Here is a 21,756-nt window from a genome sequence, read left to right as displayed (position 1 = left end):
TCACCCACGGGCTTGGTGTCCCTCAGGGCTGTCGGTCTTCCACCTGCCACCGCAACCGCTGGTATAGCAGATGAGGCAAAATGAGAGTTACAAGGGGCTGAGGTTAGCGGCTGAGGGGTCCGAGTTGGGTGACTGGGGGCCACCAGCAGGGGAAGCGCGAGAAGCTATCCACCAATTTTGCGCCGCGCGACCATCGATAGCTGGTCCAGCGAAATCGCTTCCTCATCCGAAATCCGGGCAAGCACCTGCGGGGGATGGAAGCCGGTTCGGATTGATCGCAGCTTTTCGATAGAAACTGGACGGCCACGACGCACGTCGGTCAATACCAACCCAATCGCCAGCTCTGCACCAGCGAAATAGATATCGAAGGTCTCGCGGTCTACTCCGGCCTGATCGCCGCATTTTTCCCACACGTGATCAGGCAGGCCGCGGACAATTTTTTTCACAATAGCTGAACCAACTACCGCGCCGGTCGGCTTGGTTGCATAAATCCACAGTCGTGTCCCGACTCCTATCGGGGGAACCCGCCGCCGAAGTTCGACCGTCTTACCGCCAGATAAAATTGCTTCGGCGAAGTTCGGACGGATCGAAATGATTGCCTCACTGAATTTTGCCACCGGACCACCCGCAAGTGAGAATGGAGTCGACCTGCCCACTTGAAAGCGAGACGGCGGATACGAGATTTGCGCCCCCGACGGCGTTGAACTTCTTCAAAGTGTCAAACGCAACAGGAGCAGGAAACACCATCAGGTTGTCGAATGTGGTCAGGAGCACGTCACCCGTCGCTGAAAAACTATCGAGACTGTCGACGACTAACCGTTTGTCGGCGTTGGGCTCCAACCGAGACTTAGGTACGACAACCGAATTAACGATTCGAGCCACGGCCACTGCTGCCCCACGCCCATTACCTGTCCGCTTCGATTCATAAAAGACGATCGGGCTTCCGACCTGCATCTGTTTGGCAGTCCGTGGCGCATTGACGTAGCCACGCAGTGAGAGGAATGCAGCATCTCGATTGGTAATGAAATCGAGTTTGGGCTGGACCGCCGTGCCGAGCAGCTCATCGGCATATGCTCGAGTTATAGGAACAATCACGCCATTGCGGCCCGGCCAAACAAAGAGCGTAGGACCCATGAGGTCTTCCAGAACGATCGCACTAATCCGCGTCGTCGTGCCTTTCGCGGTTCGGATATCGACTTCGCCGGCCGACAGATCTGACAAGGCACCCGGGAGAACAAGTCCAGTTCGACGCCGCACTTGTTGAACTACCGCAGGCCATGCGCTCGCTGTACAGGGTCGGCCGATCGCGATTTTCGAGAAGGTTGGCGAGTTCGCGCCTCGATGAAATCCACAAGCCGCTGCTAAGTTATGTACGATCGACTGACCCGGAAGGTGGAGTAATTCGATCGCGATAGGTGCGCGTTCGCAAGACAAACGGACAAGATTACTTAGAAGGTGGTCTGCGAAAATATCTGCATCGAGATGTTCATGCCGAACGTGAACTATAATTCGCGCAACAGGATCGACACATTTCGGAACTCGAATTTTACCTATCGCAATGATGCGGTCGCCACATCGTATCATCTCTTGCCGAGAGAATGCGGTTGATGTTTGCAGTTCCGCAAATTCTGAAACAACCGTCCCCGGTACATTCACGTCGGAGAGATAGTTTATCAATTGGGCATCATCTATCGGGCCGAGATCGAAACCTTCACCTCGTGGCAAAACACCGTTTGACGCAATAGCCTCTGGAAGCAGATCCAAAACCTCCTCGACTGTGGCAATATCGATGCCGAAAGTGGCGAGGAGTTCATGCCTCGCATTCAAGATCGCACCGTCGCGCGTGACGAAAGCTGAAGCTTGCGACATGGCCGCATGTGCAAGGTGCCTTGCATCGCTCCTCGCCTGATTGGTTCCAACACCTTTGGCATTCGGCTTCACAAATACGATGTCGTAAATTCGAGCCGCAGCCTGATCCAACGTAGATGGATCAGATTTTGGCAGCCGAGGTAATTGCAACGCCATTTGAAGCACGGGATCGGCAGAGGGCGTACTCGACGTTCTCCGCAGTTCAGTGACAAACTCATCTGCAATAGCGAGACGAATGGTATGCCCGAGAGCTTCTCCGAATAAGCGTCGCGCATGTTCGGATTGGTCCCGCTGCTTCACAAGATCGAAGTATACGTTCAGATCAACCGCAAAGACCGGAACTTCTCCAGGGGCGCGCCTGCGTATCCCAAGATCAGTGACGGGGTCTATCGGCGCCGAAGCGAGTGTAAACAGATTGTCCGTTTTAAGTTGGGAGGCGTGCACGATAATCCTTCGGCCACGCGTCCGGCCGCCAGCTCGCTCAAGCACACGTTCAAAGCCGTTCTTCGCGTAGAAGGCGAGCGCCGTAGGAAGATCTGCTGCTACGTCCGCCCGAATAGACATAAAGCCGATCCGTTCGAGCTCGGAGACAAGCGCTTTCATCAGCGCGGACGCCGCGCCGAGCTTACGAAATGCCGGCACTGCCGCGATCTGTTGAACCTTCGCGTTAGGGAAAACACCGCTGTGCAAAAGATACCCTGCGAACCGCCGAGTGCCGGAATCATCAACAACAGCAGCAATCAGACGCTTACGTTCGACGGCATCCTCAAAAGCCTTGGCGGGAAGGAAACCCAGCGCATCCCTTTCGGAATCGGCGAGTGCCTGAACTTCCGAAAGAAGCGATGTTAGAACCTTTGTCTCTCGTTCGATGATGAAATGAGGGCGCTTCACCACACAGTTCCTCGTCCTGCCGCCGCGAATGCAGCAAATCAGCACTTAGACTTGAGATTATTGCCCTGTATAGGGAAATGGTGCCCAGGGGCGGAATCGAACCACCGACACTGCGATTTTCAGTCGCATGCTCTACCAACTGAGCTACCTGGGCATTCCGCGAAGCGCGCTGCGCTTCGGTTGGTGCGACGCGATATAGAGACATGGGCGCGGGCTGTCCAGCCGACAAACGATCCTGCCAGCGGGAAAATTTCGTTCGGACCCGCAGATGCGTGCAAACCGTAGTCAGAATGGCGATTTTGCCGCGCCGGGGCGGGCTGCAGCGCCAGCCCGATCACCCGCGAGCATGGTTCGCAGCACAGGTGCTGACAGGTCCTGGAACCAAAGCGTCGTAGTCAGGTTGATGCGGCGGCGCCAGCGATGGCGCCGTGCCTACCGCCGATCTTGAGCAAGCCGCGGATGTACCGGCAGTTCGATCGCGCGGGAGGCGGAATTCGGGCGATACGCCCTCCGGATAGTCCTGACCCGTCGCGCGGCCGGTCAGCGAACGGCCCGGCGTCCTCCCGAAAGGGACACGCCGGGCCTTTCCATGAGAGCAGTTCCGCAATTCTCCGAATCGCGGAATTGCTCTACACCTTTGTTTTATCGCATTTTCTTCACGCGAACCTGTGTCCACTTCGCTCGAAAATGCTCTAGTTGTCCTCGTCGCGCCGCATCGGCGCTTCCTCGGTCTCGTCGAGCGGCTCGCCCGGAATCACGTAATTGCCCTTGAGCCAGCGGCCGAGGTCGATGTCGGCGCAGCGGGACGAGCAGAACGGCTTGAAGCGCTGCACGGCCGGCTTGCCGCAGATCGGACAGGGCCGCGCTGACGGGGTAGGATTCTCGGGTTGTTCAGGCGCCATATTGCAAGGTCACTCCGCCATCGACTGGAAGCTCGATGCCGGTGACATAGCGCGCTTCGTCGCTGGCCAGGAAGAGCGCCGCCCAGGCGACGTCCCAGGCCTCGCCCATATGACCCATCGGCACCTGCGAGTCGCGCTTGGCCCACATCGCGGCGACATCGCCCTTGCCATAGGTCTGGGCGAGCCCGGCCGAATGCTCGACCATCGGCGTCTTCATCAAGCCGGGCAGCACCGCGTTCACGCGGATCTTCTCGGGAGCGTATTGCGCCGCCGTGGTGCGGGTGAGCTGGTTCATCGCCGCCTTGCTGGCGCCATAGCTGGCATAGGGCACGCCGGTGTGGCGGATCGAGGCGATCGAGGAGATATTGATGATCGAGCCGCCCTGCCCGCTCTGCGCAAACTGGCGCTGCATCACCGGGATCACGTGCTTCATCGCCAGGAAGCAACCGGTCAGGTTGACCCTGAAGACGCGCTCCCAGGTCTCCAGCGGCAGGTCGACGACGCTGCCGACCTCGGCGATGCCGACATTGTTGTCGAGCACGTCGATGCGGCCATAGCGGGAGAGCGTCGCATCTACGAGTGCACGCAGATCGTCCTCGCTGGTGACATCGGTGCGGATGGCGAAGGCCTCGCCGCCCTCGCTGGCGATGATGCTCGCGGTCTCCTGGGCAGCCTCGAGATTGCGGTCGGCGCAGACGACCTTGGCGCCTTCGCGGGCGAACACGGTCGCGGTCGCCTTGCCATTGCCCCAGCCCGGGCCGATCGAGCCCGCGCCCGCGACGATCGCGACCTTGCCTTCGAGACGTTTGGTCATGCCGGTGTTCCCTGCCCTGCGCGCTTACGAGTTGTCGGCGTCACCATCGGCACTCACAGCGGCCTCGGCAAGCGCATGGCATGCAAGCCGGCATGCGCTCCGGAAGCGCTCAGGCGAGCTGCGCGGCTGCGAGCGCGATCGCGGTGGTGAGGCCGACGACCAGCGCGAACCAGGGCCAGAGCGCGCGCAGCGCCTGCCCGGTCTCGACCGTCGTCGCCTTGATCAGGACCTGGCCCATGGTGACACGCACCGGGCTGACCGCCGTGAGCAGGCTGCCGGCGACGACCGCGGCGGCGATCACTGCGAGCCTCGCCTCGCCCGCCGGGACGAGCGCGGTGGCGAGCGGCATCGAGACGGCGCCGGCACCGGTGTTGGAGCCCGTGAGATAGCCGCCGAGCGCGCCGGCGACCGGCACGATCCCGGCCGCCCAGGAGCCGAGCACGCCACTGACCGCCAGGCCTATGCCGCCGGCGAGGCCGGAGCCGACCATGATCCAGGCCATGCCGACGAGCAGGAAGGTCAGCAGCGCGGCGCGGCCGGCGCGCTGCAGGGTCAGCTTCATCAGGGCCGCAGCCTGCCTCGTCCCGCCGCGGCGGATGGCGACGACGAGCGCGATGAGGATCAGCGGCAAAGCCGGCGAGAGCAGCGGCGCGAAGGCCGCGGCATCGGCGAAGGGCTTGAAGGAGGGGTGCTCCAGCCGGTCATGGATCGCCGGCACCAGCCGCATCAGCGCCAGCGCGACGATGAGGGCGATATAGGGCGCGAGCCGCACGAGCAGCGCCCGGTCGAGCCCGGCCCAGCCTTTCACCCGCAGGAAGCGCAGCAGCATCACCGGAGCCAAGGCTGCGATGGCGGCGAGCTCAAGCGGCAGCGTGAGATTCGCTGCAACGAGCAGGGCCATCAGCAGCGCGAACAGGCCGGCCCATTCGAGGCGGTCGGCGAGCGCCGGCGACAGCCCCGCCTGCCGCGACAGACGCCAGAACAGCGGCAGCAGCACCGCGCCGAGCAGCGCCGTCACCACCGCGGTCCGCCAGATCAAGGCGGCGAGCGAGACGCCGGCGATGTCGGCGCTGATCCTGGTGCCGATGCCGAGCGCGCCCCAAGGCACCAGGATCTGGCTGAAGGTCGCCAGCGCCAGCGCCGGCGCCTTGTCGACGCCGAGCTTGCGGGCGCCGGAGACGGCGACGACATAGCCGACACCGAAGCCGGTCGAGGTCTCCAGGAAGGGGCCGCGCAGCAGGCAGGCCTCGGCGAGCGCGCCATGCTCCGGCTTGCCTGCATCGGCATCGTCGCTCGGCTTCTCCAGGCTGAGCGAGAAGGCGAGCCCGGCGACGATCACCAGCGTCGCCGGCAGGCCGATCCAGGCGCCGGCGGCGAAATGCCTGACGATGGCGGCCGCGTCCGGATGGTCGGGGCCGGCGAGATAGGCGACGAGCGCGGCGCAGATCGTGCCGAGCGTCCCGGCGGTCAGCGCCGAGCGGCCGGAGAGGATCAAGCCGAGGAAGAGAATGAGCGGCGAGAGCCAGACCAGGATCATCTCTGTCCGGCGCCGCCTGGCTCAGCCGACATTCAGCCAGCCCAGGCGGACCGGGAAGCCCTCGCCGCCGAGCAGGTTGACCGTCTCGTAGAGCGGCAGGCCGACCACGCCGGTATAGGAGCCGACGAGCTTGACCACGAAGGAGCCGGCGATGCCCTGGATGGCATAGGCGCCGGCCTTGCCGCGCCACTCGCCCGAGGCGAGGTAGTTCTCGAGGTCCTCGCCGGAAAGTCGCTTGAAGCGCAGCCGCGTCTCGACGATGCGCTCGCGGATCGCACCCGATGGCGTCGCCAGGGCGACGCCGGTGTAGACGCGGTGCGCCCGGCCGGAGAGCAGGCGCAGGCAGGCGGCGGCCTCGTCGACGATCTCTGCCTTGGGCAGGATGCGCCGGCCGACCGCGACCACGGTGTCGGCGGCGAGGATGTAGGCGCCCTCGAGATCGGGCCGGCCCTTCAGCCCGGCAAATCCGGCCTCGGCCTTGGCGCGGGCGAGCCGGCGGGCGAGATCGCGCGGGCGCTCGCCCTTGAGCGGGCTCTCGTCGAGATCGGAGGGCAGCAGCGCGTCGGGCTTGAGGCCGGCCTGTTCGAGCAAAGCGAGGCGGCGCGGCGAGGCCGAGGCCAGGACCAGCTTGGGCCGCCAGCCGGGCGGCTTCTGGGAGCTGAAGAGATTCAAGGCTGTCGGCTCGCTGCGCGTCCCGGGCGAATGTCGTGCAAGGCTTTAGAGCATGTTCCGCTGCTGTGGGAACCACTTTTGCGGTCCAGGCCTGACCGAGGAAACGCGCGTGACGCCTTGCATGTCCTGTGCGCTGTACACAATTAGGAGCGCCGGCATGCGCCGTTTCGGATTGTGCTAAGCTGTGCGGCTTGCCACAGTCGTCAAATGGGTGTGGCGGCACCCGCGAGGTCCGGCCGGCGCGGCCGCCTTCTCGTCAACGGAGAGCTTTAGCCATGGCGTCACGGACTCGATCAGGCTCGACTGTCGCACGGGCTGCGGATGCGCAAAGCGTTCTCGCCAAGATGACGGCGATGCAGGTCGACGCCGCGCTCACGATTACGATGCGGCTGCCGATCCTGGCCAAGGGCGCGCTCGGCGACGCCAAGGGCCAGCGCGAGGCGAGCAAGGCTGTGGTCGAGAAGGCCGCGGCCATGGCGGAGAGCAGTTTCGCCCTCGGCCATGCCGCAGCGCTGTTCTGGTGGAGCATGGCACTCAACCCGCTGACCCCGAACGGGCTCGGCGAAGCGACGGCCAAGGCGGTCCACAACACGCTGGAGCCTTTCTCGCGGCGCACCCGCGCCAATGCCAGCCGGCTGGCGGGGCGTTCGCGGTAGTTCGGCAGCCACCCATCAACTGCTCAGCCAGGTTTCGGGATCGCGCCTGCCGTGCACGACACGGATGACATCGATGCCATGGGTTTCCTCATGATAGAGGACGAGATAGCTGCCGAACGGAAAGAGACGTAAGCGCAGGTTGATTTCCGACCTGAGCACTCCGATTCCAGGCATGTGTCCCAGCCTCTGAAAATGCTCGTAGAGATCATCGAGCCATTTGCGAGCCGCAAACGGGCTATCGGCATTGATATAATCCGCGATGGCTTCGATATCCGCTTCGGCACGAGGCAGGACGCGAAAGCCCATCCGATCTCAACCCGCCTTGCTGCCGAAGAGACGGTTGCGGATGCGAGCAAAGACGACTTCGCCATCGATCGGCTCGCCGCTCGCCAGCCCTTCCTCATAAGCCTGTTTCAGCCGGGTGATCTCCAGCTCGCGCAGCTCTTCGCGCTGTTCCCAGAGCCTCAGCGCATCGCGGACGACCTCGCTGTTCGAGGCGTAGGCGCCGCTCTCGACGGCCTTGCTCAGGCGCGCGAGCTGCTGGGGGGAAAGCGAGATCGTCAGGGGGCGCATGGTGTCGGATTTCATGCCGACACGATAACGCGCCTCACAATTCCTAACAAGAACGCATAAGGCATTCGACCGTCAGGCCTGCGGCGGAACCTCTTCGGCCGCCGGTGTCGGCCCATTGGCCGGGATACCGGCCGGAACAGCCGCAGCATGCTCACGTTCCAGCTTACGGTAGCGCGCGACGCTGACCGGGATCAGCGCGAGATAGGCGACGACGATCAGCGCGAGCACCTCGAAGGGATAGGCGAAGAGCAGGCCGGCGACGATGACGACGGCGACGAAGATCGGCAGCACCTGGTCGCGCGGAATGCGGGTGCCGAGGGTCTTGCCGGCATAGCAGGGGATGCGCGAGATCGTCAGGAAGGCGATGAATAGGATGTAGAGGCCGACGAAGGGCGCGCCATAGTCCTGCACCGGCACACCGATGAATTGGAGATAGAGCGGCAGCATGGCGGTGATCGCGCCGGCCGGGGCCGGCATGCCGACGAAGAAATTCTTCTGCCATTCCGGCCGATTCGGGTCGTCGATCATCACGTTGAACCGCGCGAGCCGCAGCGCCATGGCGCAGGCCAGCGTCAGCACGATGATCCAGCCGAACGACTTCAGGTCGTGCAGCACGAAGACCCAGAGCACATAACCGGTGGCGACGCCGAAATTGACGAAATCAGAGAGCGAATCAAGCTCGGCGCCGAAGCGCGAGGTGCCCTTGAGCAGGCGGGCGAGGCGGCCGTCGACGCCGTCGAGCGCCGCCGCGATCAGGATGCAAATCGTCGCGGTCTCAAGCTTCCCCTCGACGACCAGGCGCATCGCGGTCAGGCCGAGGCAGAGCGCCAGCAGCGTGATGACGTTCGGCGCGATCAGCCGGAACGGGATCGGCTTGAAACGCGCGCGCTTGGTCTCGACGCGCTCGGGCTCGAAAGGCGGAAAGAGGTCGCTCATATCAGCCGGAATACGCGGTTTTCAGGTGGGAGGCTAGGCGGGGTCCCGGGCATGCTCGGGCTTGACCCGAGCATCTCAGAACCAGGAGGCATTGCCGTCTTGTCACAAGATTCACGGGTCCGCGCTGCGCGCCGCCCGAGAATGACGGCTTTGGATCAAATCCCCCGGAACACCCGGCCCGTGTCATTGCCTGAGAAATCCGCCAGCACGGTCTCGCCGGCGATCGCGGTCTGGCCCTCGCCGACCAGCGGGACGACGCCCTGCGGCAGGTAGACGTCGACGCGCGAGCCGAAGCGGATCAGCCCGAAGCGCTCGCCCTGGCCGAGCGGATCGCCCTCCTTGACGAAGGGCACGATGCGGCGGGCGATAAGCCCGGCGATCTGGACGACGGCGATGGTGCCGGCCGGCGTCTCGATCGCCAGCGCATTGCGCTCATTGTCCTCGCTCGCCTTGTCGAGCTCGGCATTGAGGAAGAGGCCGGGCGTATAGGCCATCTTGAGCAGGCGGCCGGCGACGGGGCTGCGGTTCACATGGCAGTCGAAGACGTTCATGAACACCGAGATGCGCGTCATCGGCTCGGCCGGCAGTTCCAGCTCCGGCGGCGGCACGGCGGTGGCGATCTGGCTGATGCGGCCGTCGGCCGGCGAGATCACCAGCCCCTCGCGCTGCGGCACGATGCGGACGGGATCTCGGAAGAAATAGCAGATCCATAGCGTGATCAGCGTTCCGATCCAGCCGAAGGGCCCCCAGAGCTGGCCGAGGACCAGCGTCGCCACCACGCCGACGGCGATGAAGACATAGCCTTCCTTGTGGATCGGCACGATCGTCCGGCGGACGGAGTCGACGAGAGACATGGGCGTAAAGTCCTGTTGCTCTTGTTGGCGCGGCGCGCGCATCTGGCAGCGCCTTCGCGGCGGGGTTGAGGCCGCAAGACGGCGTAGCTGTTTAGGCTTTTGCGGGCTTTTGCGAAAGAGGCGCGAGGATGGCGCGACAATCAATCCCTAGCCCACCGCCTGCGCCGCCGCCCTCCCCGCCACGCGTCCCGAAAACAGGCAGCCACCGAGGAAGGTGCCTTCCAGCGCACGATAGCCGTGCAGCCCGCCGCCACCGAAGCCGGCGGCTTCGCCGACCGCGTAGAGCCCGGGCACGGGCTCGCCATCCGCGCCCAATACGCGCGCCGACAGGTCGGTCATCAGCCCGCCCAGAGATTTGCGCGTCAGGATGTTGAGGCGGACCGCGACGAGCGGGCCATGGGCCGGGTCGAGAATGCGATGCGGTTTTGCCGTGCGGATCAGCCGGTCGCCGAGATAGGCGCGGGCGCCGCGCAGCGCCGTCACCTGCAGGTCCTTGCCATAGGGGTTGTCGGCGTCGCGGTCGCGCGCCTCGATCTGCGCCCGCAGATGCGCCTCCTCGATCAGTCCGGCGCCGCCGAGCGCGTTCATCCGGGCGACCAGCCGCGAAAAATCGGTCTCGACGATGAAGTCCTCACCCTTGTCGAGAAAGGCCTGGACCGGAGCCGGCATGCCGGCCCGGGCGCGCTGGATCACCTGGCGCCAGCTCTTGCCGGTAAGGTCGGGGTTCTGCTCGGAGCCGGAGAGCGCGAACTCCTTGGCGACGATGCTGCGGCTGGTCACGAACCAGGAATGGTCGAAGCCGGTCCTGCGCAGATATTCGAGCGTGCCGAGCGTGTCGAAGCCGGGAAAGAGCGGCACCGGCAGGCGGTTGCCGCGCGCGTCGAACCAGAGCGAGGACGGGCCGGGCAGGATGCGGATCGCATGCGCCGGCCAGATCGGGGCCCAGTTGGCGATGCCCTCGACATAGTGCCACATCCGGTCGCCATTGATCAGCCGGCCGCCGGCGGCCTCCGCCACGGCGAGCATCCTGCCGTCGACATGGGCCGGCACGCCGGAGAGCATGCGCTTCGGCGGCTCACCGAGGCGCTGCGGCCAGTTGCGGCGGACGAGCTCGTGATTGCCGCCGATGCCGCCGGAGGCTACGATCACGGCCTGCGCCTTGATCGCGAAGCTGCCGGTCACGGTGCGCGAGCTCGCCTGCCCGCGTTCGACCGGACTGTCTTCCAGAACCTCGCCCTCGATGCCGTCGATCGCGCCGCCGCTGCGCGTCAGGCCGGTGACGCGGTGGCGGAAACGCAGGTCGATCAGCCCTTTCGCCTCGGCCTCCGCGACCCGGCGCAGGAAAGGTTCGAGCACGCCAGGGCCGGTGCCCCAGGTAACGTGGAAGCGCGGCACGGAGTTGCCATGGCCGGTGGCGAGATAGCCGCCGCGCTCGGCCCAGCCGACGACCGGGAACCACCGCATGCCCTGTTGATGCAGCCAGCTGCGCTTCTCGCCGGCGGCGAAATCGAGATAGGCCTCGGCCCATGCCTTGGGCCAATGATCCTCCTCGCGGTCGAAGCCGGCCGCGCCGAACCAGTCCTGCCGCGCCAGAGCGAGCGAATCCCTGATGCGCAGGCGGCGCTGCTCGGGCGAATCGATCAGGAAGAGCCCGCCGAACGACCAGTGCGCCTGGCCGCCGAGGCTGACGCGCGGCTCCTGCTCGACGACGATCACCTTCCGGCCGGCATCGGCCAGCTCGGAGGCGGCGACGAGGCCGGCAAGGCCCGCACCGACGACGACCACATCCCCTTCGAGCGCCATGCTCCTCCCCGCAACCGACTTCCCGTTGCGGTTGAGCTTGCCGAGAAATCGGCGGACCGCAAGGGCATCACCGACCGGCGGCGGAACCGGCGCGGGAACGACACGTTGCCGAAAGAACGAAAGACGCGCGCAAGGAGGCGACGATGGCCAAGGCCGCAGTGAAGCGGAAGGACGAGAAGACGCCCAAAGCGGTGAAGGCGGCAGCAAAGCAGCAGCGGCGCATTCAGAAGGAGATCGCCCGCGCCGATGCCCGCCCCGTGAAGAAGAAGGATGGCGCGGTGCAGGCCGGTGCGCGGCCCTATCCAGTGCCGCCATTCAAGCCTCAGCATCAGGCCAAACCCGGCTTGGAGGCAGCGCTCGACCCGGCGCCGATGTACGACGCGCCCTTCTACAAGGGCTCTGGCAAGCTCGAAGGCAAGGTCGCGCTGATCAGCGGTGGCGATTCGGGTATCGGCCGGGCTGTCGCTGTCCTGTTTGCGCGCGAAGGCGCCGACGTCGCGATCCTGCATCTCGGCGAGGACGCTGATGCGCACGACACGTTGGCGGCGATCGAGACGGAAGGCCGCAAGGGAATCGCCATTTCCGGAGATATCCGCGATTCATCCTTCTGCCGGAACGCCGTCGCGAAGACGGTGAAAGCGCTCGACAGCCTCGACATCCTCGTCAACAACGCCGCCTTCCAGGTGCACGCGCCACGCTTCGAGGATCTGAGCGAGGAGCATTTCGACACGACGATCCGCACCAATCTGCACGGCTATTTCCATCTGACGCAGGCGGCGCTGCCGCATCTCGGCAAGGGCAGCGCGATCGTCAACACCGGCTCGGTGGTCGGCCTGGATGGCAGCAAGGAACTGATCGACTACGCCACGACCAAGGGCGGCATCCACGCCTTCACCCGCTCGCTGGCGGCGCATCTTCTGCCGCGCGGGATCAGGGTCAACGCCGTTGCGCCCGGGCCGGTCTGGACACCGCTCAACCCGTCGGACCGGCCGGCCGAGGCGGTGGCGGAGTTCGGTTCGAAAGTGCCGATGAAGCGGCCGGCGCAGCCTGAGGAGATTGCGCCGGCCTATGTCTTCCTCGCCTCGCCGCAGTGCTCCAGCTACATCACCGGCGAGATCCTGCCGGTCATCGGCGGACACGGCTAGACCATTGGGTAGTTTAAAGATTTGCCGCAAAATGGTCACGAAAGCCTTTGGAACGCATCCTCGCCGCAGCGGTTAAAACAACAGGATACATCATCAACCCGGAGGATGAGGATGAGACCTCTGAAGATCGGACTGGTGGCAGGCGCGCTCGCGGTGTCGTCGCTCGCGGCTATGGCGCAGGGCGTCGACCTGCGGCCGGAGAACAGCATTCCGAAATATGAGCGGGGCCCGACCAGCTACGACAATGCGCCCTATCGGGGTGGCACCTACAAGCCCGATGACTATCGCCGCGGCGCTGACCGGGGCAGCTATGACGGGGCCCGCTACGACATGATCTCGCAGCGCGAGGCGATCAGGATCGCCCGGCGCAACGGCGTCGCCGATATCGACCAGGCCCGCTGGAGCGGCAATGTCTGGGTGATCGACGGCACCGACAGGCGGGGCGACGACCTTCGCGTCGAGATCAACTGGCGCGGCGAAATCGTCGACGTCGACCGCGACTGAGGCTGCGTCGGAAGACCGGCATGGTGAGAACTTGGGCGGCCTCCAGGCCGCCCTTTTTTATGCCGGCCGGGCGAAATTCACCCCATTGCCGAAGCGCCTTGCCGCCAGCACCGTCAGCGCCAGGAAGATGGCGAGCACGATGCCCTGGGCGATGGCGAAAGGCGGTTCGCTCTGCGTCGGCGCCATGTCGTGCAGCACGGTCACCTTGAGGAATAGCTGCGCGACCAGCACGAAGATCAAGAGATGGAAGGAGAGCACCGCCGTGATCGCGTAGGTCCGGCGCCAGGCTCCCTGCAAGCCCTTGCCGTAGAGGGCGACCGCGGCGATCGCCAGCAAGAGGAGCGAGATCGCCCCGACGATATGCGACGGCAGCACGCCGCTGAACGGGAAGACGTAGCCGGTGATGTCGGTCGCGGCCGAAGTCGAGAGATAAACGCCGTTCCAGCGTTGGCTGAGATGGCCCTTCAAGAGCGCCGCCGTCATCGGGATGCCGGCGACGATCGCGATGATGCTGAGCCAGGTATGGAAGCCGACCAAAGTGGTCGGATCGAGCACGAACATGATGAAGCCCCCCGCTTCGGCCGCAGCAACCCCGCGGTCGCTGCGGATGCGATACTGCCAACCTTGGAGCAGGCTGGCGAGGGCTATTCTGGAAGGATTCTCAGATGGATCATTCCGCCGCCGCCCGAGTCTCGGCGGGCTCGCCGTCGAGAGGCTTTCGCGCCGTGGAGAAATAGGAACCGGCGACGATCAGCGCGAAACCCAGCAGCAGCGCGAAGGAGAACGGCTCACCGAGTATGCTCACTCCCAGCAGCACCGCCACGGCCGGATTGAGATAGGCGATCACCGTCGCCCGCGACGCGCCGACTTCGGCAATGAGCGCGAACAGCAGCTGGAAGGCCAGGGCCGTGCAGACGACGGCGAGAGCGATCACTGCGAGCGATGCATCCAACGGGAAACGCGCCGGCCAATATGCGGGGACGAAGGGCAGATAGATGACGGATGCGACGATGAGCGAGGCGACGACCACCGCGCCATCGTCGGCATCGGCGAGCCTGCGTGCCACGATGATCGGCCCCAGCGCATAACCGAATGCACTCGCGCCCAGGGCCAGCACTGGCAGGAGCTCGGTCGGCTGCTCGTCGAAGCCGAGCAGAGCGACGACACCGGCCAAACCGAGGCCGAGACCGATGAGCCGGCCTGTGCCAAGCCGCTCCTGCGAGAGCACGACACCCAGGATCGCCGCGAGGATCGGCGTCAGCGCGATGATCAGGCCGGCGAGCGAGCTCGTGACCCGCGTCTCGGCGAAGCCGATCAGGAACCAGGGCCCGCTGATCTCGGCCAGCGTGAACAGGATCAGCCAGCCCGGCTTGCGGAAGCCGGCCATGATGCCGCCGCCACGTATCGCGAAGGGCAACAGCACCAGGGCACCGATCGCCGCACGCCCGAACGCCACGATGACCGGGTGGTAGTCGGCGACGGCGATCCGGATCAGCAGATAAGGCACGCCCCAGATCACGCCGAGGGCGAGGAAGAGCAGCAAGGCTTTCCGGCTCATGCGGGCAGGCCCTTTCTGAACAAGGCGGTCAGCCAGCGGCCTTCACGCCCTTCGAAGGAGTTCGACCAGAGCAGGCCGAGGTCGAGTGCCGCCAAAACGGCGATGATTTCAGCGCGCGGCCAGAGGGCGACGTAGTACTCGTTGCCCTTCGAGCCGATCTCGGCGCTCTCGCCCTGCCCTTCCCGGAGCGCGAGCAGGAAGACGCCGCCGTCGCGGATCGCCTCTGCGATTCTGGCGAAGACGGAAGGCAGGATTTCGCGCTCGACATGCTGGAGCACGTGCAGCGCGACGACGCCGTCATAGGGACCGCCGAGCGGGTCGCCGATCACATCGAGGCGTTCGGCTTGGCGGCCACGCGACACCTGGAACTGCACGAAGGAGTCCGCGCCGTCGGTACGCCTGATGACGAGCCCTCTTTCCTCGAGCCAATCGGCGTCCCAGCCCGGGCCGGAGCCGATCTCGAGCAGGCGGCTTCCGGGCTCGAGTGCCTTCAGCAGCTCGACCAGCGCCGGCTGGTCATCCGCCTCCGGCTTGGGCGCGGTCGTTTCCGCATACTCGTCGGCACAGCCCTCGTAACCGGCGAGGGTCGAGGTGTTGGAGGCCGAGCGGCTCGCTTCTCCGCCATCCTTGGGTGTTTCCGGTACACTCATCTCCCACGTCCCTCGCGCTCCAGGGGAATCCAGATCGTCAGGCCGCCGAGCCCGGTGCCCGGGTCGAAGTCGTCATTGTGGAATTCGAGCACGGGAGCGTTCGCCGCGTTGAGCCCGGCGGCGGGCAATGCCTCGTTCCAGATCGCCGTGTAGGTATCGAAGATCGTCGAGATGTGGTCGCGATGCTCGAAGACCGCATAGTTCCCCGGTTCGATCTCCAAGGCGGCGAGCGGCTTTCGCTGCACGGCAGACGAACTGACCTCGGCAGCGCACATATACTCGAAGCAGCCGTCCTCATCCGGCGCACGGCAGACGCCGATCGGTATGCCCGGTGCCTTGTCGGCGATGTCGGCGTAGTGGTCGCACATGAACGCCTGCCATTGCGCCGGTATCCCGATTGCCGAATCGTACGAGCATGGTGCCGACAGGCCGACGAGACGCAGCCGGCGCAGCTCCCGCACGGTCGGGATCGGCGTTCGAGCGCAGCCATTCGTCAATCGCAACGGCGCGACGAGCTCGATCCGCTCGGTGCTGCCGCTATTGCGGACTTCCTCCGGCGTGGCGCCGAACTGGTCGCGAAAGGCGCGCGTAAAGGCCTCGTGCGAGCCGTAGCCGAATTCGAGCGCGACAGAGAGGATGTCGGGGGCACCGGCCGCCAGGCGCTTGGCAGCCTCGCTCAATCGGCGCGCCCGGAGATAAGCCATGACTGGCCAGCCGCTCGCCGTTCCGAACGCGTTGGCGAGGTGCGAGCGCGAGACGTTGCAGGCCGCCGCGATCGAGCCGAGCGTCAGCTCCCGGCTCGAATTGCGCTCCATCACCCAAAGCGCCTTGTCGGCAAGCGACATGCCCCGGCTCCTCCCTTGAGAGACCCGTGACTATCATCCCAAATGATGGCCCGCTTGATCGTTCGTCCACAACCGCCAGCGCTCCCTCCGAAGCCGCCGCCCCGGAGCTTTGCTCCGGGGCGGGGTCTTGTTCAGTGGCCGATGCCGGTCAGGGCGGCGAAGGCCAGAAGCGTGTAGCCGATTGCCAGAAGGGCGTAGCCGGCGATGATCATGGTCGGGCTCCGGTTGGGGCCGCGCGCCTCGTCATGTCGGGCGCTGCGTGCGCCTGGATTGCGGAATGGGACGGAGAAAGAAGCTGCGACGCCGGGGCGATCGCAAACCAGAAAGAAGCAAACGACGACCCGAAGGCCACCTCGGCCGGGGCGCCCCGGCCTGTGCTGGCGTCGTACATTCGATATGCGCGATTTTGGGCAGGAATCAACGACGCCGCGAAAAATTTCCCGGCGCACGAAGACGTCCGACGATTTGCGTCCTCACTGCGTCAGGCTGACCCTGACGCTCTCGCCCTCTTCCTGAGTGGCGCGCTGCAGCGTCGCCTTGGCTTCGTCGACCTGGCGCTGGCGGTTCCAGAGCGCGGCATAGACGCCGTCGGCCGCGAGCAGTTCCCGGTGATGGCCGCGCTCGACGATCAGCCCCTTGTCGAGGACGATGATCTCGTCGGCGTTGACCACGGTCGAGAGCCGGTGGGCGATCACCAAAGTGGTGCGTCCCTCGCTGACCCGGTCGAGCGCGTCCTGGATCTCTTTCTCGGTGAAGGAATCGAGTGCAGAGGTCGCCTCGTCCAGCACCAGCACCGGCGGCCCCTTCAGGATGGTGCGGGCGATGGCGACGCGCTGTTTCTCGCCGCCGGAGAGCTTGAGGCCACGCTCGCCGACCGAGGTCTGGTAGCCTTCCGGCAGCGACTTGATGAAGCGGTCGATCTGGGCGAGGCGCGCCGCGTCCTCGATCTCTTCCTGTGTCGCCTCGGGGCGGCCATAGCGCAGATTGTACTCGATGGTGTCGTTGAACAGCACCGTGTCTTGCGGGACCATGCCGATCGCCGAGCGCAGCGAGACCTGCTGGACTTCGGCAATGTCCTGGCCGTCGATCAGGATGCGGCCTCGCTGGGGTTCGTAGAAGCGGAAGAGCAGGCGCGAGATCGTCGACTTGCCGGCGCCCGATGGACCGACGATCGCGACCGTCCTGCCGGCCGGAACCTCGAAGGAGATGCCGCGCAGGATCGGCCGCTCCGGTACATAGGCGAAATGGACGTCCTCGAAGGTGACGGTGCCGGCGCGGACGTCGAGCGGCGGCGCGCCCGGCTTGTCCTGGATCTCCGGGTCGCGGCCGATCAGCGAGAACATCTGCTCGATGTCGAGCGTCGCCTGCTTGATCTCGCGATAGACCGTGCCCATGAAATTCAGCGGCAGATAGAGCTGGATCAGCATGGCGTTGATCAGCACGAAATCGCCGACCGTGTTGGTGCCGGCCTGGAAGCCGCGCACGCACATCACCATCGAAATGGTGAGGCCGATGGCAAAGATTGCGGCCTGGCCGAAATTCAGCCAGGCGAGCGAGGTGTAGGCCTTGATCGAGTTGCGCTCATAGCGCGCCATCGAGAGGTCGTAGCGGGCGGTCTCGCGCGCCTCGGCGCCGAAATACTTCACCGTCTCGTAATTCAGCAGCGAGTCGATCGCCTTGGCGTTGGCGTCGGTGTCGGATTCGTTCATCTGGGCGCGGATGGCGATGCGCCATTCGGTGGCCTTGATGGTGTAGGCCATGTAGCCGACCACCATCGTCACCAGCACCACGACATAGCGCCAGTCGAACAGCCAGAGCAGCACGGCGATGATCAGGGCGACCTCGATGATCACTGGCACGAGCTGGTTGAGGCCGAGACGGACCATCTCCTCGATGCCGTTGCGGCCGCGCTCGAGCACGCGGGTCAAGCCACCAGTCTTGCGCTCCAAGTGGAAGCGCAGCGAGAGGTGATGGAGGTGGCCGAAGGTCTGCAGCGCCAGCGTGCGGACCGCGTGCATGAAGACGGGCGCGAAGATCGCGTCGCGCAATTGCACGAAGGCGGCCGATCCGACGCGGGCAAAACCGTAGATCACCGTCAGCGCCAGCGGCGCGCCGACGAGCCAGGGCAGCCAGCTCGACAGCGTCGTCGGGTTGTTGGCGAGCGCGTCCGTCGCCCATTTGAAGGTGAAGGGCACACCCATCAGCACGAGGCGCCCGATCACCAGCAACACGAAGGCGGCGATCACGCGCTGGCGCAGATCGGCCCGCTCCGGCGGCCAGAGATAAGGCCAGAGTGCCTGGAAGGTAGCGATGAAGCCGGAGCCGGGCTGGAGCACGGCCGAACGCGCGAGGGGCGCCGGAGCCGGCGTGGCAGGCGATGACATTGAAATGCTTCCAAATGGAACCGCCGATATAGGCGGATTCTCTGGGGAATGCAGGGGGCGGGAGAAGAAATTACCGAAGTCGCTTTTGCGTTGATGCTGGTAGCAGTGTCGTCCCGGACGCAGCGAAGCGGAGATCCGGGACCCATTCCGGAGCTTTTCCGATTGAGGTTCCGGAATGCGTCCCGCGTCTCCCTTCGGTCGCCCGGGACGACCAGCGCTTGATCTTGAAGCCGATCAGCGTGTGGCGACGCCATTCTTCCAGATGATGTCGGCTGAGCGGCTGCCTTCGATCACCAGCCGCGCATTGGGCAGGTCGTTGCCCTCGACCCAGGCGCGCGCGGCCTCCTCGCCCCTGCCAAAGTCCCGCCAACGAGCGAGCAGCCGGTGTTCCAGCTCGGCCAACGGCACCTCGATGAAGATCGTCAGGTCGAAGAACGACGCGAGGCCGGACCATGGCGCCCTGTCGAGCAGGAGGTAGTTGCCCTCGACCAGTACGAAACGCGCATCGGCCGGGACGATCGCCGCACCGGCACGGGCGAGATCGGCCTTGCGATCGAAGACCGGCACCGCGACCGGGCCTCCGCGCGACCGGATGCGCCACAGCGTCGCCGCGAGGCCGGCGTAGTCGAAGGTCTCGGGCGCGCCCTTGCGGTTTCTCATGCCCATCTGATCGAGCACGGCATTGTCGAAATGGAAACCGTCCATCGGCACCAGCGCCGCCTCGCCTGCTGGCAACGCGGCAAGCAGGCGCTCGCTCAACATCGACTTGCCTGCGCCCGGAGCCCCAGCAAGCGCGACTACGATACGGCGCAGGCCGCGAGCTCGCGCGGCAATGCGGGTAGCGATGTCTTCGGCGGTCTGCATGGTCAAGGGGCCGGCTCTCCCAACTCTTCGCCGCAAGATCGACAAGGCTTGCCAAAGCTGCAACCGGCCGCTGCCGCCATGAAGCGACGTCTACCCTGCCTTGTTCTCGTCGCAACTGCGATGGCAGACTGGCCGAAAGCCTTTAAGGCTGACGCCAGGAGAAGACGCCCATGATGCTTCGACGCATTCTTCCCGCTGCCTGCGCGCTTGCGCTGCTGCCTGTGGTGCCGGCCCTCGCGCAATCACGCCCGCCAACGCAGATCAAGATCACCAATGCCCGCACCGTCCCGCTCGAGTCGCTGGAGATCACCACCACGGGCGAGCAGGCTCGGCTCGTCGGCAAGCTCGCCAAGCCGCTGGCGCCCGGCAAGAGCGCCATGGTCAAGCTCAACAAGCCGGCCGGCTGCAGCTACTATCTGCTCGGCAAGTTCAGCGACGAGAGCGAGAGCGACAATGACGGCATCGACCTCTGCAAGGAGAAGTCGCTGCGCCTGACGGAGTGACCCTTCACCTTCTCCCCTCGGGGGAGAAGGGCGTCCTCATGCCGTCGCGCCTTCGCGCATCAGCTTGTAAGTGATCGAATCGACCAGTGCCTGGAACGAGGCATCGATGATGTTGGCGCTGACGCCGACCGTGGTCCAGCGCTCGCCGGTCTCGTCGGCGGATTCGATCAGGACGCGGGTGACAGCGTCGGTGCCGCCTTGGAAGACGCGGACCTTGTAGTCGACCAGCCTCAGGCCACCGATCAGCGACTGGTAGCGGCCGAGATCCTTGCGCAAGGCGAGATCGAGCGCGTTGACCGGGCCGAGCGCGCTTTCGGCGACCGAGATCAGCGATTCCTCGCCGACCTTCACCTTGACGATCGCCTCCGAGAAGGTGACTAGCTCGCCAAGCGCATTGTAGCGGCGTTCGACATTGGCGGTGAAGCGCTCGATCTCGAAGTAATCAGGCAGCTCGCCGAGGATGCGCTTGGCAAGCAGGTAGAACGAGGCATCCGCCCCCTCGAAGGCATAACCCTGCGCCTCCTTCTCCTTCAGCTCCTCCAGCACGCGCGAGAGCCGCGGATCGTCGCGGCCGATGGTGACGCCGATGCGTTCCAGCTCGGCGACGAGGTTCGACTTGCCGCCCTGGTCGGAAACCAGGACTTTCCGGACATTGCCGACCAGGTCGGGCGCGACATGCTCGTAGGTGCGCGGGTCCTTCAGCACGGCCGAGGCATGGATGCCGGCCTTGGTGGCGAAGGCGGAGGCACCGACGAAGGGCGCGTGGCGGTTCGGGGCGCGGTTCAGCATCTCGTCGAGCGCCCGCGAGACATGGGTGAGCTCACCGAGCTCGGCCTCACTGACACCTAGCGAGAAGCGGCGGTTATAGCGCTCCTTCAGCTTCAGCGCGCCGATCAGCGTGACCAGATTGGCGTTGCCGCAGCGCTCGCCGAGCCCGTTCAGCGTGCCCTGGATCTGGCGAACGCCGGCCTCGACCGCCGCCAGCGAGTTGGCGACGGCGCAACCGCAATCGTCATGGGCGTGGATGCCGAGATTGTCGCCCGGCACGACCTTCGCGACCTCGGCGACGATGCGCCCAACCTCGTCCGGCAAGGTGCCGCCATTGGTGTCGCAGAGCACGACCCAGCGCGCGCCAGCCTCATAGGCGGTGCGGGCGCAGGCGAGCGCATAGTCGGGATTGGCCTTGTAGCCGTCGAAGAAGTGCTCGCAATCGAGCATCACCTCGCGGCCGACAGCCTTGGCGGTCGCGACGCTGTCGCGGATGCCATCGAGATTGTCTTCCAGCGAAATCTCGAGCGCGACATGGACGTGATAGTCCCAGCTCTTGGCGACGAAGACGATGGCGTCGGCCTTCGCGTCGAGCAACGCGGCGATGCCGGGATCGTTCGCGGCCGAGCGCCCTGCCCGCTTGGTCATGCCGAAGGCGGCGAACTTCGCCCGCTGCGTCGGCTTGCTCGCGAAGAAGGCGGTGTCGAGCGGGTTGGCGCCGGGATAGCCCCCCTCGACATAGTCGATGCCGAGCTTGTCGAGCAGGCCGGCGACCGCGCGCTTGTCGTCGAGCGAGAAGTCGACGCCGGTGGTCTGGGCGCCGTCGCGCAGCGTCGTGTCGAAGAGGTGGATGCGCGCGAGCGCGGCCTCGCCGGCCTGGCGCGGCGCGGCTTCGGCCAGCGTGGCGGAAGCCGAGGTGCTCATAGCCTGGACCTCAGCCGGTAGCGCAGCACCTTCGGCATCACCATGGCGAGCATGACGAGCTTCATCGCGATCGAGAGCGAACCGCGCTTGCGGATCTTCGGGGC

General features: G+C 65.4%; 22 protein-coding genes and 1 tRNA gene. 4 read left to right on the top strand and 19 right to left on the bottom strand.

The features are described from left to right. Window positions 1–164: 164 nt before the first annotated feature. The 7 genes from BMZ69_RS09995 to BMZ69_RS09965 all read right to left on the bottom strand — a co-directional run bounded on the left by BMZ69_RS09995 (window position 165) and on the right by BMZ69_RS09965 (window position 6,685). Complete coding sequence (locus tag BMZ69_RS09995) at window positions 165–617, bottom strand: ASCH domain-containing protein (RefSeq protein ID WP_175506743.1); 453 nt, start codon at window positions 615–617, stop codon at window positions 165–167. Next, window positions 601–2,760 carry a GNAT family N-acetyltransferase gene (locus BMZ69_RS09990; RefSeq protein WP_175506742.1) on the bottom strand — a complete coding sequence of 720 codons (2,160 nt, stop codon included), beginning with the start codon at window positions 2,758–2,760 and terminating at the stop codon, window positions 601–603. Before BMZ69_RS09990 ends, BMZ69_RS09995 begins: the two co-directional genes overlap by 17 nt. A gap of 78 nt (window positions 2,761–2,838) precedes the next feature. Beyond that, window positions 2,839–2,914: transfer RNA gene (locus BMZ69_RS09985), tRNA-Phe, on the bottom strand. Window positions 2,915–3,452: 538 nt separating this feature from the next. Continuing rightward, window positions 3,453–3,662, bottom strand: a complete 210-nt coding sequence (yacG, locus tag BMZ69_RS09980) for a DNA gyrase inhibitor YacG (RefSeq protein ID WP_092156438.1) — start codon at window positions 3,660–3,662, stop codon at window positions 3,453–3,455. Then, window positions 3,652–4,476, bottom strand: a complete 825-nt coding sequence (locus tag BMZ69_RS09975) for an SDR family NAD(P)-dependent oxidoreductase (RefSeq protein ID WP_092156437.1) — start codon at window positions 4,474–4,476, stop codon at window positions 3,652–3,654. The genes yacG and BMZ69_RS09975 overlap by 11 nt, the downstream gene beginning before the upstream one ends. A gap of 109 nt (window positions 4,477–4,585) precedes the next feature. Beyond that, entirely contained in the window at window positions 4,586–6,013 is a 1,428-nt protein-coding gene (locus BMZ69_RS09970) for an L-lactate permease (RefSeq protein ID WP_092156435.1), read from the bottom strand. A gap of 21 nt (window positions 6,014–6,034) precedes the next feature. Further along, window positions 6,035–6,685 carry a Maf-like protein gene (locus BMZ69_RS09965; protein ID WP_092156434.1) on the bottom strand — a complete coding sequence of 217 codons (651 nt, stop codon included), beginning with the start codon at window positions 6,683–6,685 and terminating at the stop codon, window positions 6,035–6,037. A 275-nt stretch (window positions 6,686–6,960) separates the two neighbouring features. On the opposite strand from BMZ69_RS09965, the gene BMZ69_RS09960 reads away from it, so the two are divergent. Continuing rightward, window positions 6,961–7,341 (top strand): hypothetical protein, encoded by a 381-nt coding sequence (locus BMZ69_RS09960; protein ID WP_139219020.1) that lies wholly within the window; start codon window positions 6,961–6,963, stop codon window positions 7,339–7,341. A gap of 15 nt (window positions 7,342–7,356) precedes the next feature. Here BMZ69_RS09960 and BMZ69_RS09955 read toward each other — a convergent pair whose 3' ends face one another. The 5 genes from BMZ69_RS09955 to BMZ69_RS09935 all read right to left on the bottom strand — a co-directional run bounded on the left by BMZ69_RS09955 (window position 7,357) and on the right by BMZ69_RS09935 (window position 11,507). Further along, window positions 7,357–7,647 (bottom strand): type II toxin-antitoxin system RelE/ParE family toxin, encoded by a 291-nt coding sequence (locus BMZ69_RS09955; protein ID WP_092156431.1) that lies wholly within the window; start codon window positions 7,645–7,647, stop codon window positions 7,357–7,359. A gap of 6 nt (window positions 7,648–7,653) precedes the next feature. After that, on the bottom strand, window positions 7,654–7,929 hold the full coding sequence (locus tag BMZ69_RS09950; protein WP_092156430.1) for a type II toxin-antitoxin system ParD family antitoxin: 276 nt from the start codon (window positions 7,927–7,929) through the stop codon (window positions 7,654–7,656). A 57-nt stretch (window positions 7,930–7,986) separates the two neighbouring features. Beyond that, the gene (locus BMZ69_RS09945) at window positions 7,987–8,850 is read right to left on the bottom strand and encodes a CDP-alcohol phosphatidyltransferase family protein (RefSeq protein ID WP_092156429.1); all 864 of its coding nucleotides are present in this window, start codon (window positions 8,848–8,850) and stop codon (window positions 7,987–7,989) included. Window positions 8,851–9,005: 155 nt separating this feature from the next. Next, entirely contained in the window at window positions 9,006–9,746 is a 741-nt protein-coding gene (locus tag BMZ69_RS09940; RefSeq protein ID WP_092156427.1) for a phosphatidylserine decarboxylase, read from the bottom strand. Between the two features lie 105 nt (window positions 9,747–9,851). Then, window positions 9,852–11,507: an FAD-binding dehydrogenase gene (locus tag BMZ69_RS09935; RefSeq protein WP_092156426.1), complete on the bottom strand. Its 1,656-nt coding sequence runs from the start codon at window positions 11,505–11,507 to the stop codon at window positions 9,852–9,854. A 143-nt stretch (window positions 11,508–11,650) separates the two neighbouring features. Between BMZ69_RS09935 and BMZ69_RS09930 the strand changes: the two genes are divergently transcribed. Both BMZ69_RS09930 and BMZ69_RS09925 read left to right on the top strand, forming a co-directional pair. After that, on the top strand, window positions 11,651–12,652 hold the full coding sequence (locus BMZ69_RS09930; RefSeq protein WP_092156425.1) for an SDR family oxidoreductase: 1,002 nt from the start codon (window positions 11,651–11,653) through the stop codon (window positions 12,650–12,652). Between the two features lie 111 nt (window positions 12,653–12,763). Beyond that, entirely contained in the window at window positions 12,764–13,156 is a 393-nt protein-coding gene (locus BMZ69_RS09925) for a hypothetical protein (RefSeq protein ID WP_092156424.1), read from the top strand. A gap of 57 nt (window positions 13,157–13,213) precedes the next feature. Here the strand turns inward: BMZ69_RS09925 and BMZ69_RS09920 are convergent, their stop codons facing one another. The 6 genes from BMZ69_RS09920 to BMZ69_RS09895 form a co-directional block, all read right to left on the bottom strand. Then, window positions 13,214–13,717 (bottom strand): hypothetical protein, encoded by a 504-nt coding sequence (locus tag BMZ69_RS09920; RefSeq protein WP_092156422.1) that lies wholly within the window; start codon window positions 13,715–13,717, stop codon window positions 13,214–13,216. 109 nt (window positions 13,718–13,826) lie between these two features. Next, entirely contained in the window at window positions 13,827–14,714 is an 888-nt protein-coding gene (locus BMZ69_RS09915; protein ID WP_092156421.1) for a DMT family transporter, read from the bottom strand. Further along, window positions 14,711–15,364: an SAM-dependent methyltransferase gene (locus BMZ69_RS09910; protein ID WP_092156420.1), complete on the bottom strand. Its 654-nt coding sequence runs from the start codon at window positions 15,362–15,364 to the stop codon at window positions 14,711–14,713. The genes BMZ69_RS09915 and BMZ69_RS09910 overlap by 4 nt, the downstream gene beginning before the upstream one ends. Then, entirely contained in the window at window positions 15,361–16,209 is an 849-nt protein-coding gene (locus tag BMZ69_RS09905; protein ID WP_092156419.1) for an AraC family transcriptional regulator, read from the bottom strand. Before BMZ69_RS09905 ends, BMZ69_RS09910 begins: the two co-directional genes overlap by 4 nt. Before the next feature lie 473 nt (window positions 16,210–16,682). Beyond that, window positions 16,683–18,593, bottom strand: a complete 1,911-nt coding sequence (locus BMZ69_RS09900; protein ID WP_092156417.1) for an ABCB family ABC transporter ATP-binding protein/permease — start codon at window positions 18,591–18,593, stop codon at window positions 16,683–16,685. A 234-nt stretch (window positions 18,594–18,827) separates the two neighbouring features. Beyond that, window positions 18,828–19,457, bottom strand: coding sequence for a nucleoside triphosphate hydrolase (locus BMZ69_RS09895; RefSeq protein WP_092156416.1), 630 nt, complete (start codon window positions 19,455–19,457; stop codon window positions 18,828–18,830). 170 nt (window positions 19,458–19,627) lie between these two features. On the opposite strand from BMZ69_RS09895, the gene BMZ69_RS09890 reads away from it, so the two are divergent. Next, window positions 19,628–19,960, top strand: coding sequence for a hypothetical protein (locus BMZ69_RS09890; protein WP_092156414.1), 333 nt, complete (start codon window positions 19,628–19,630; stop codon window positions 19,958–19,960). A gap of 36 nt (window positions 19,961–19,996) precedes the next feature. Here the strand turns inward: BMZ69_RS09890 and cimA are convergent, their stop codons facing one another. Continuing rightward, complete coding sequence (gene cimA / locus BMZ69_RS09885) at window positions 19,997–21,652, bottom strand: citramalate synthase (protein ID WP_092156412.1); 1,656 nt, start codon at window positions 21,650–21,652, stop codon at window positions 19,997–19,999. Window positions 21,653–21,756 lie beyond the last annotated feature (104 nt).

Source organism: Allobosea sp. CRIB-10 (genome assembly GCF_900112185.1).
GTDB lineage: Bacteria > Pseudomonadota > Alphaproteobacteria > Rhizobiales > Beijerinckiaceae > Allobosea.
This window is presented reverse-complemented; position numbering and strand designations above follow the sequence as displayed.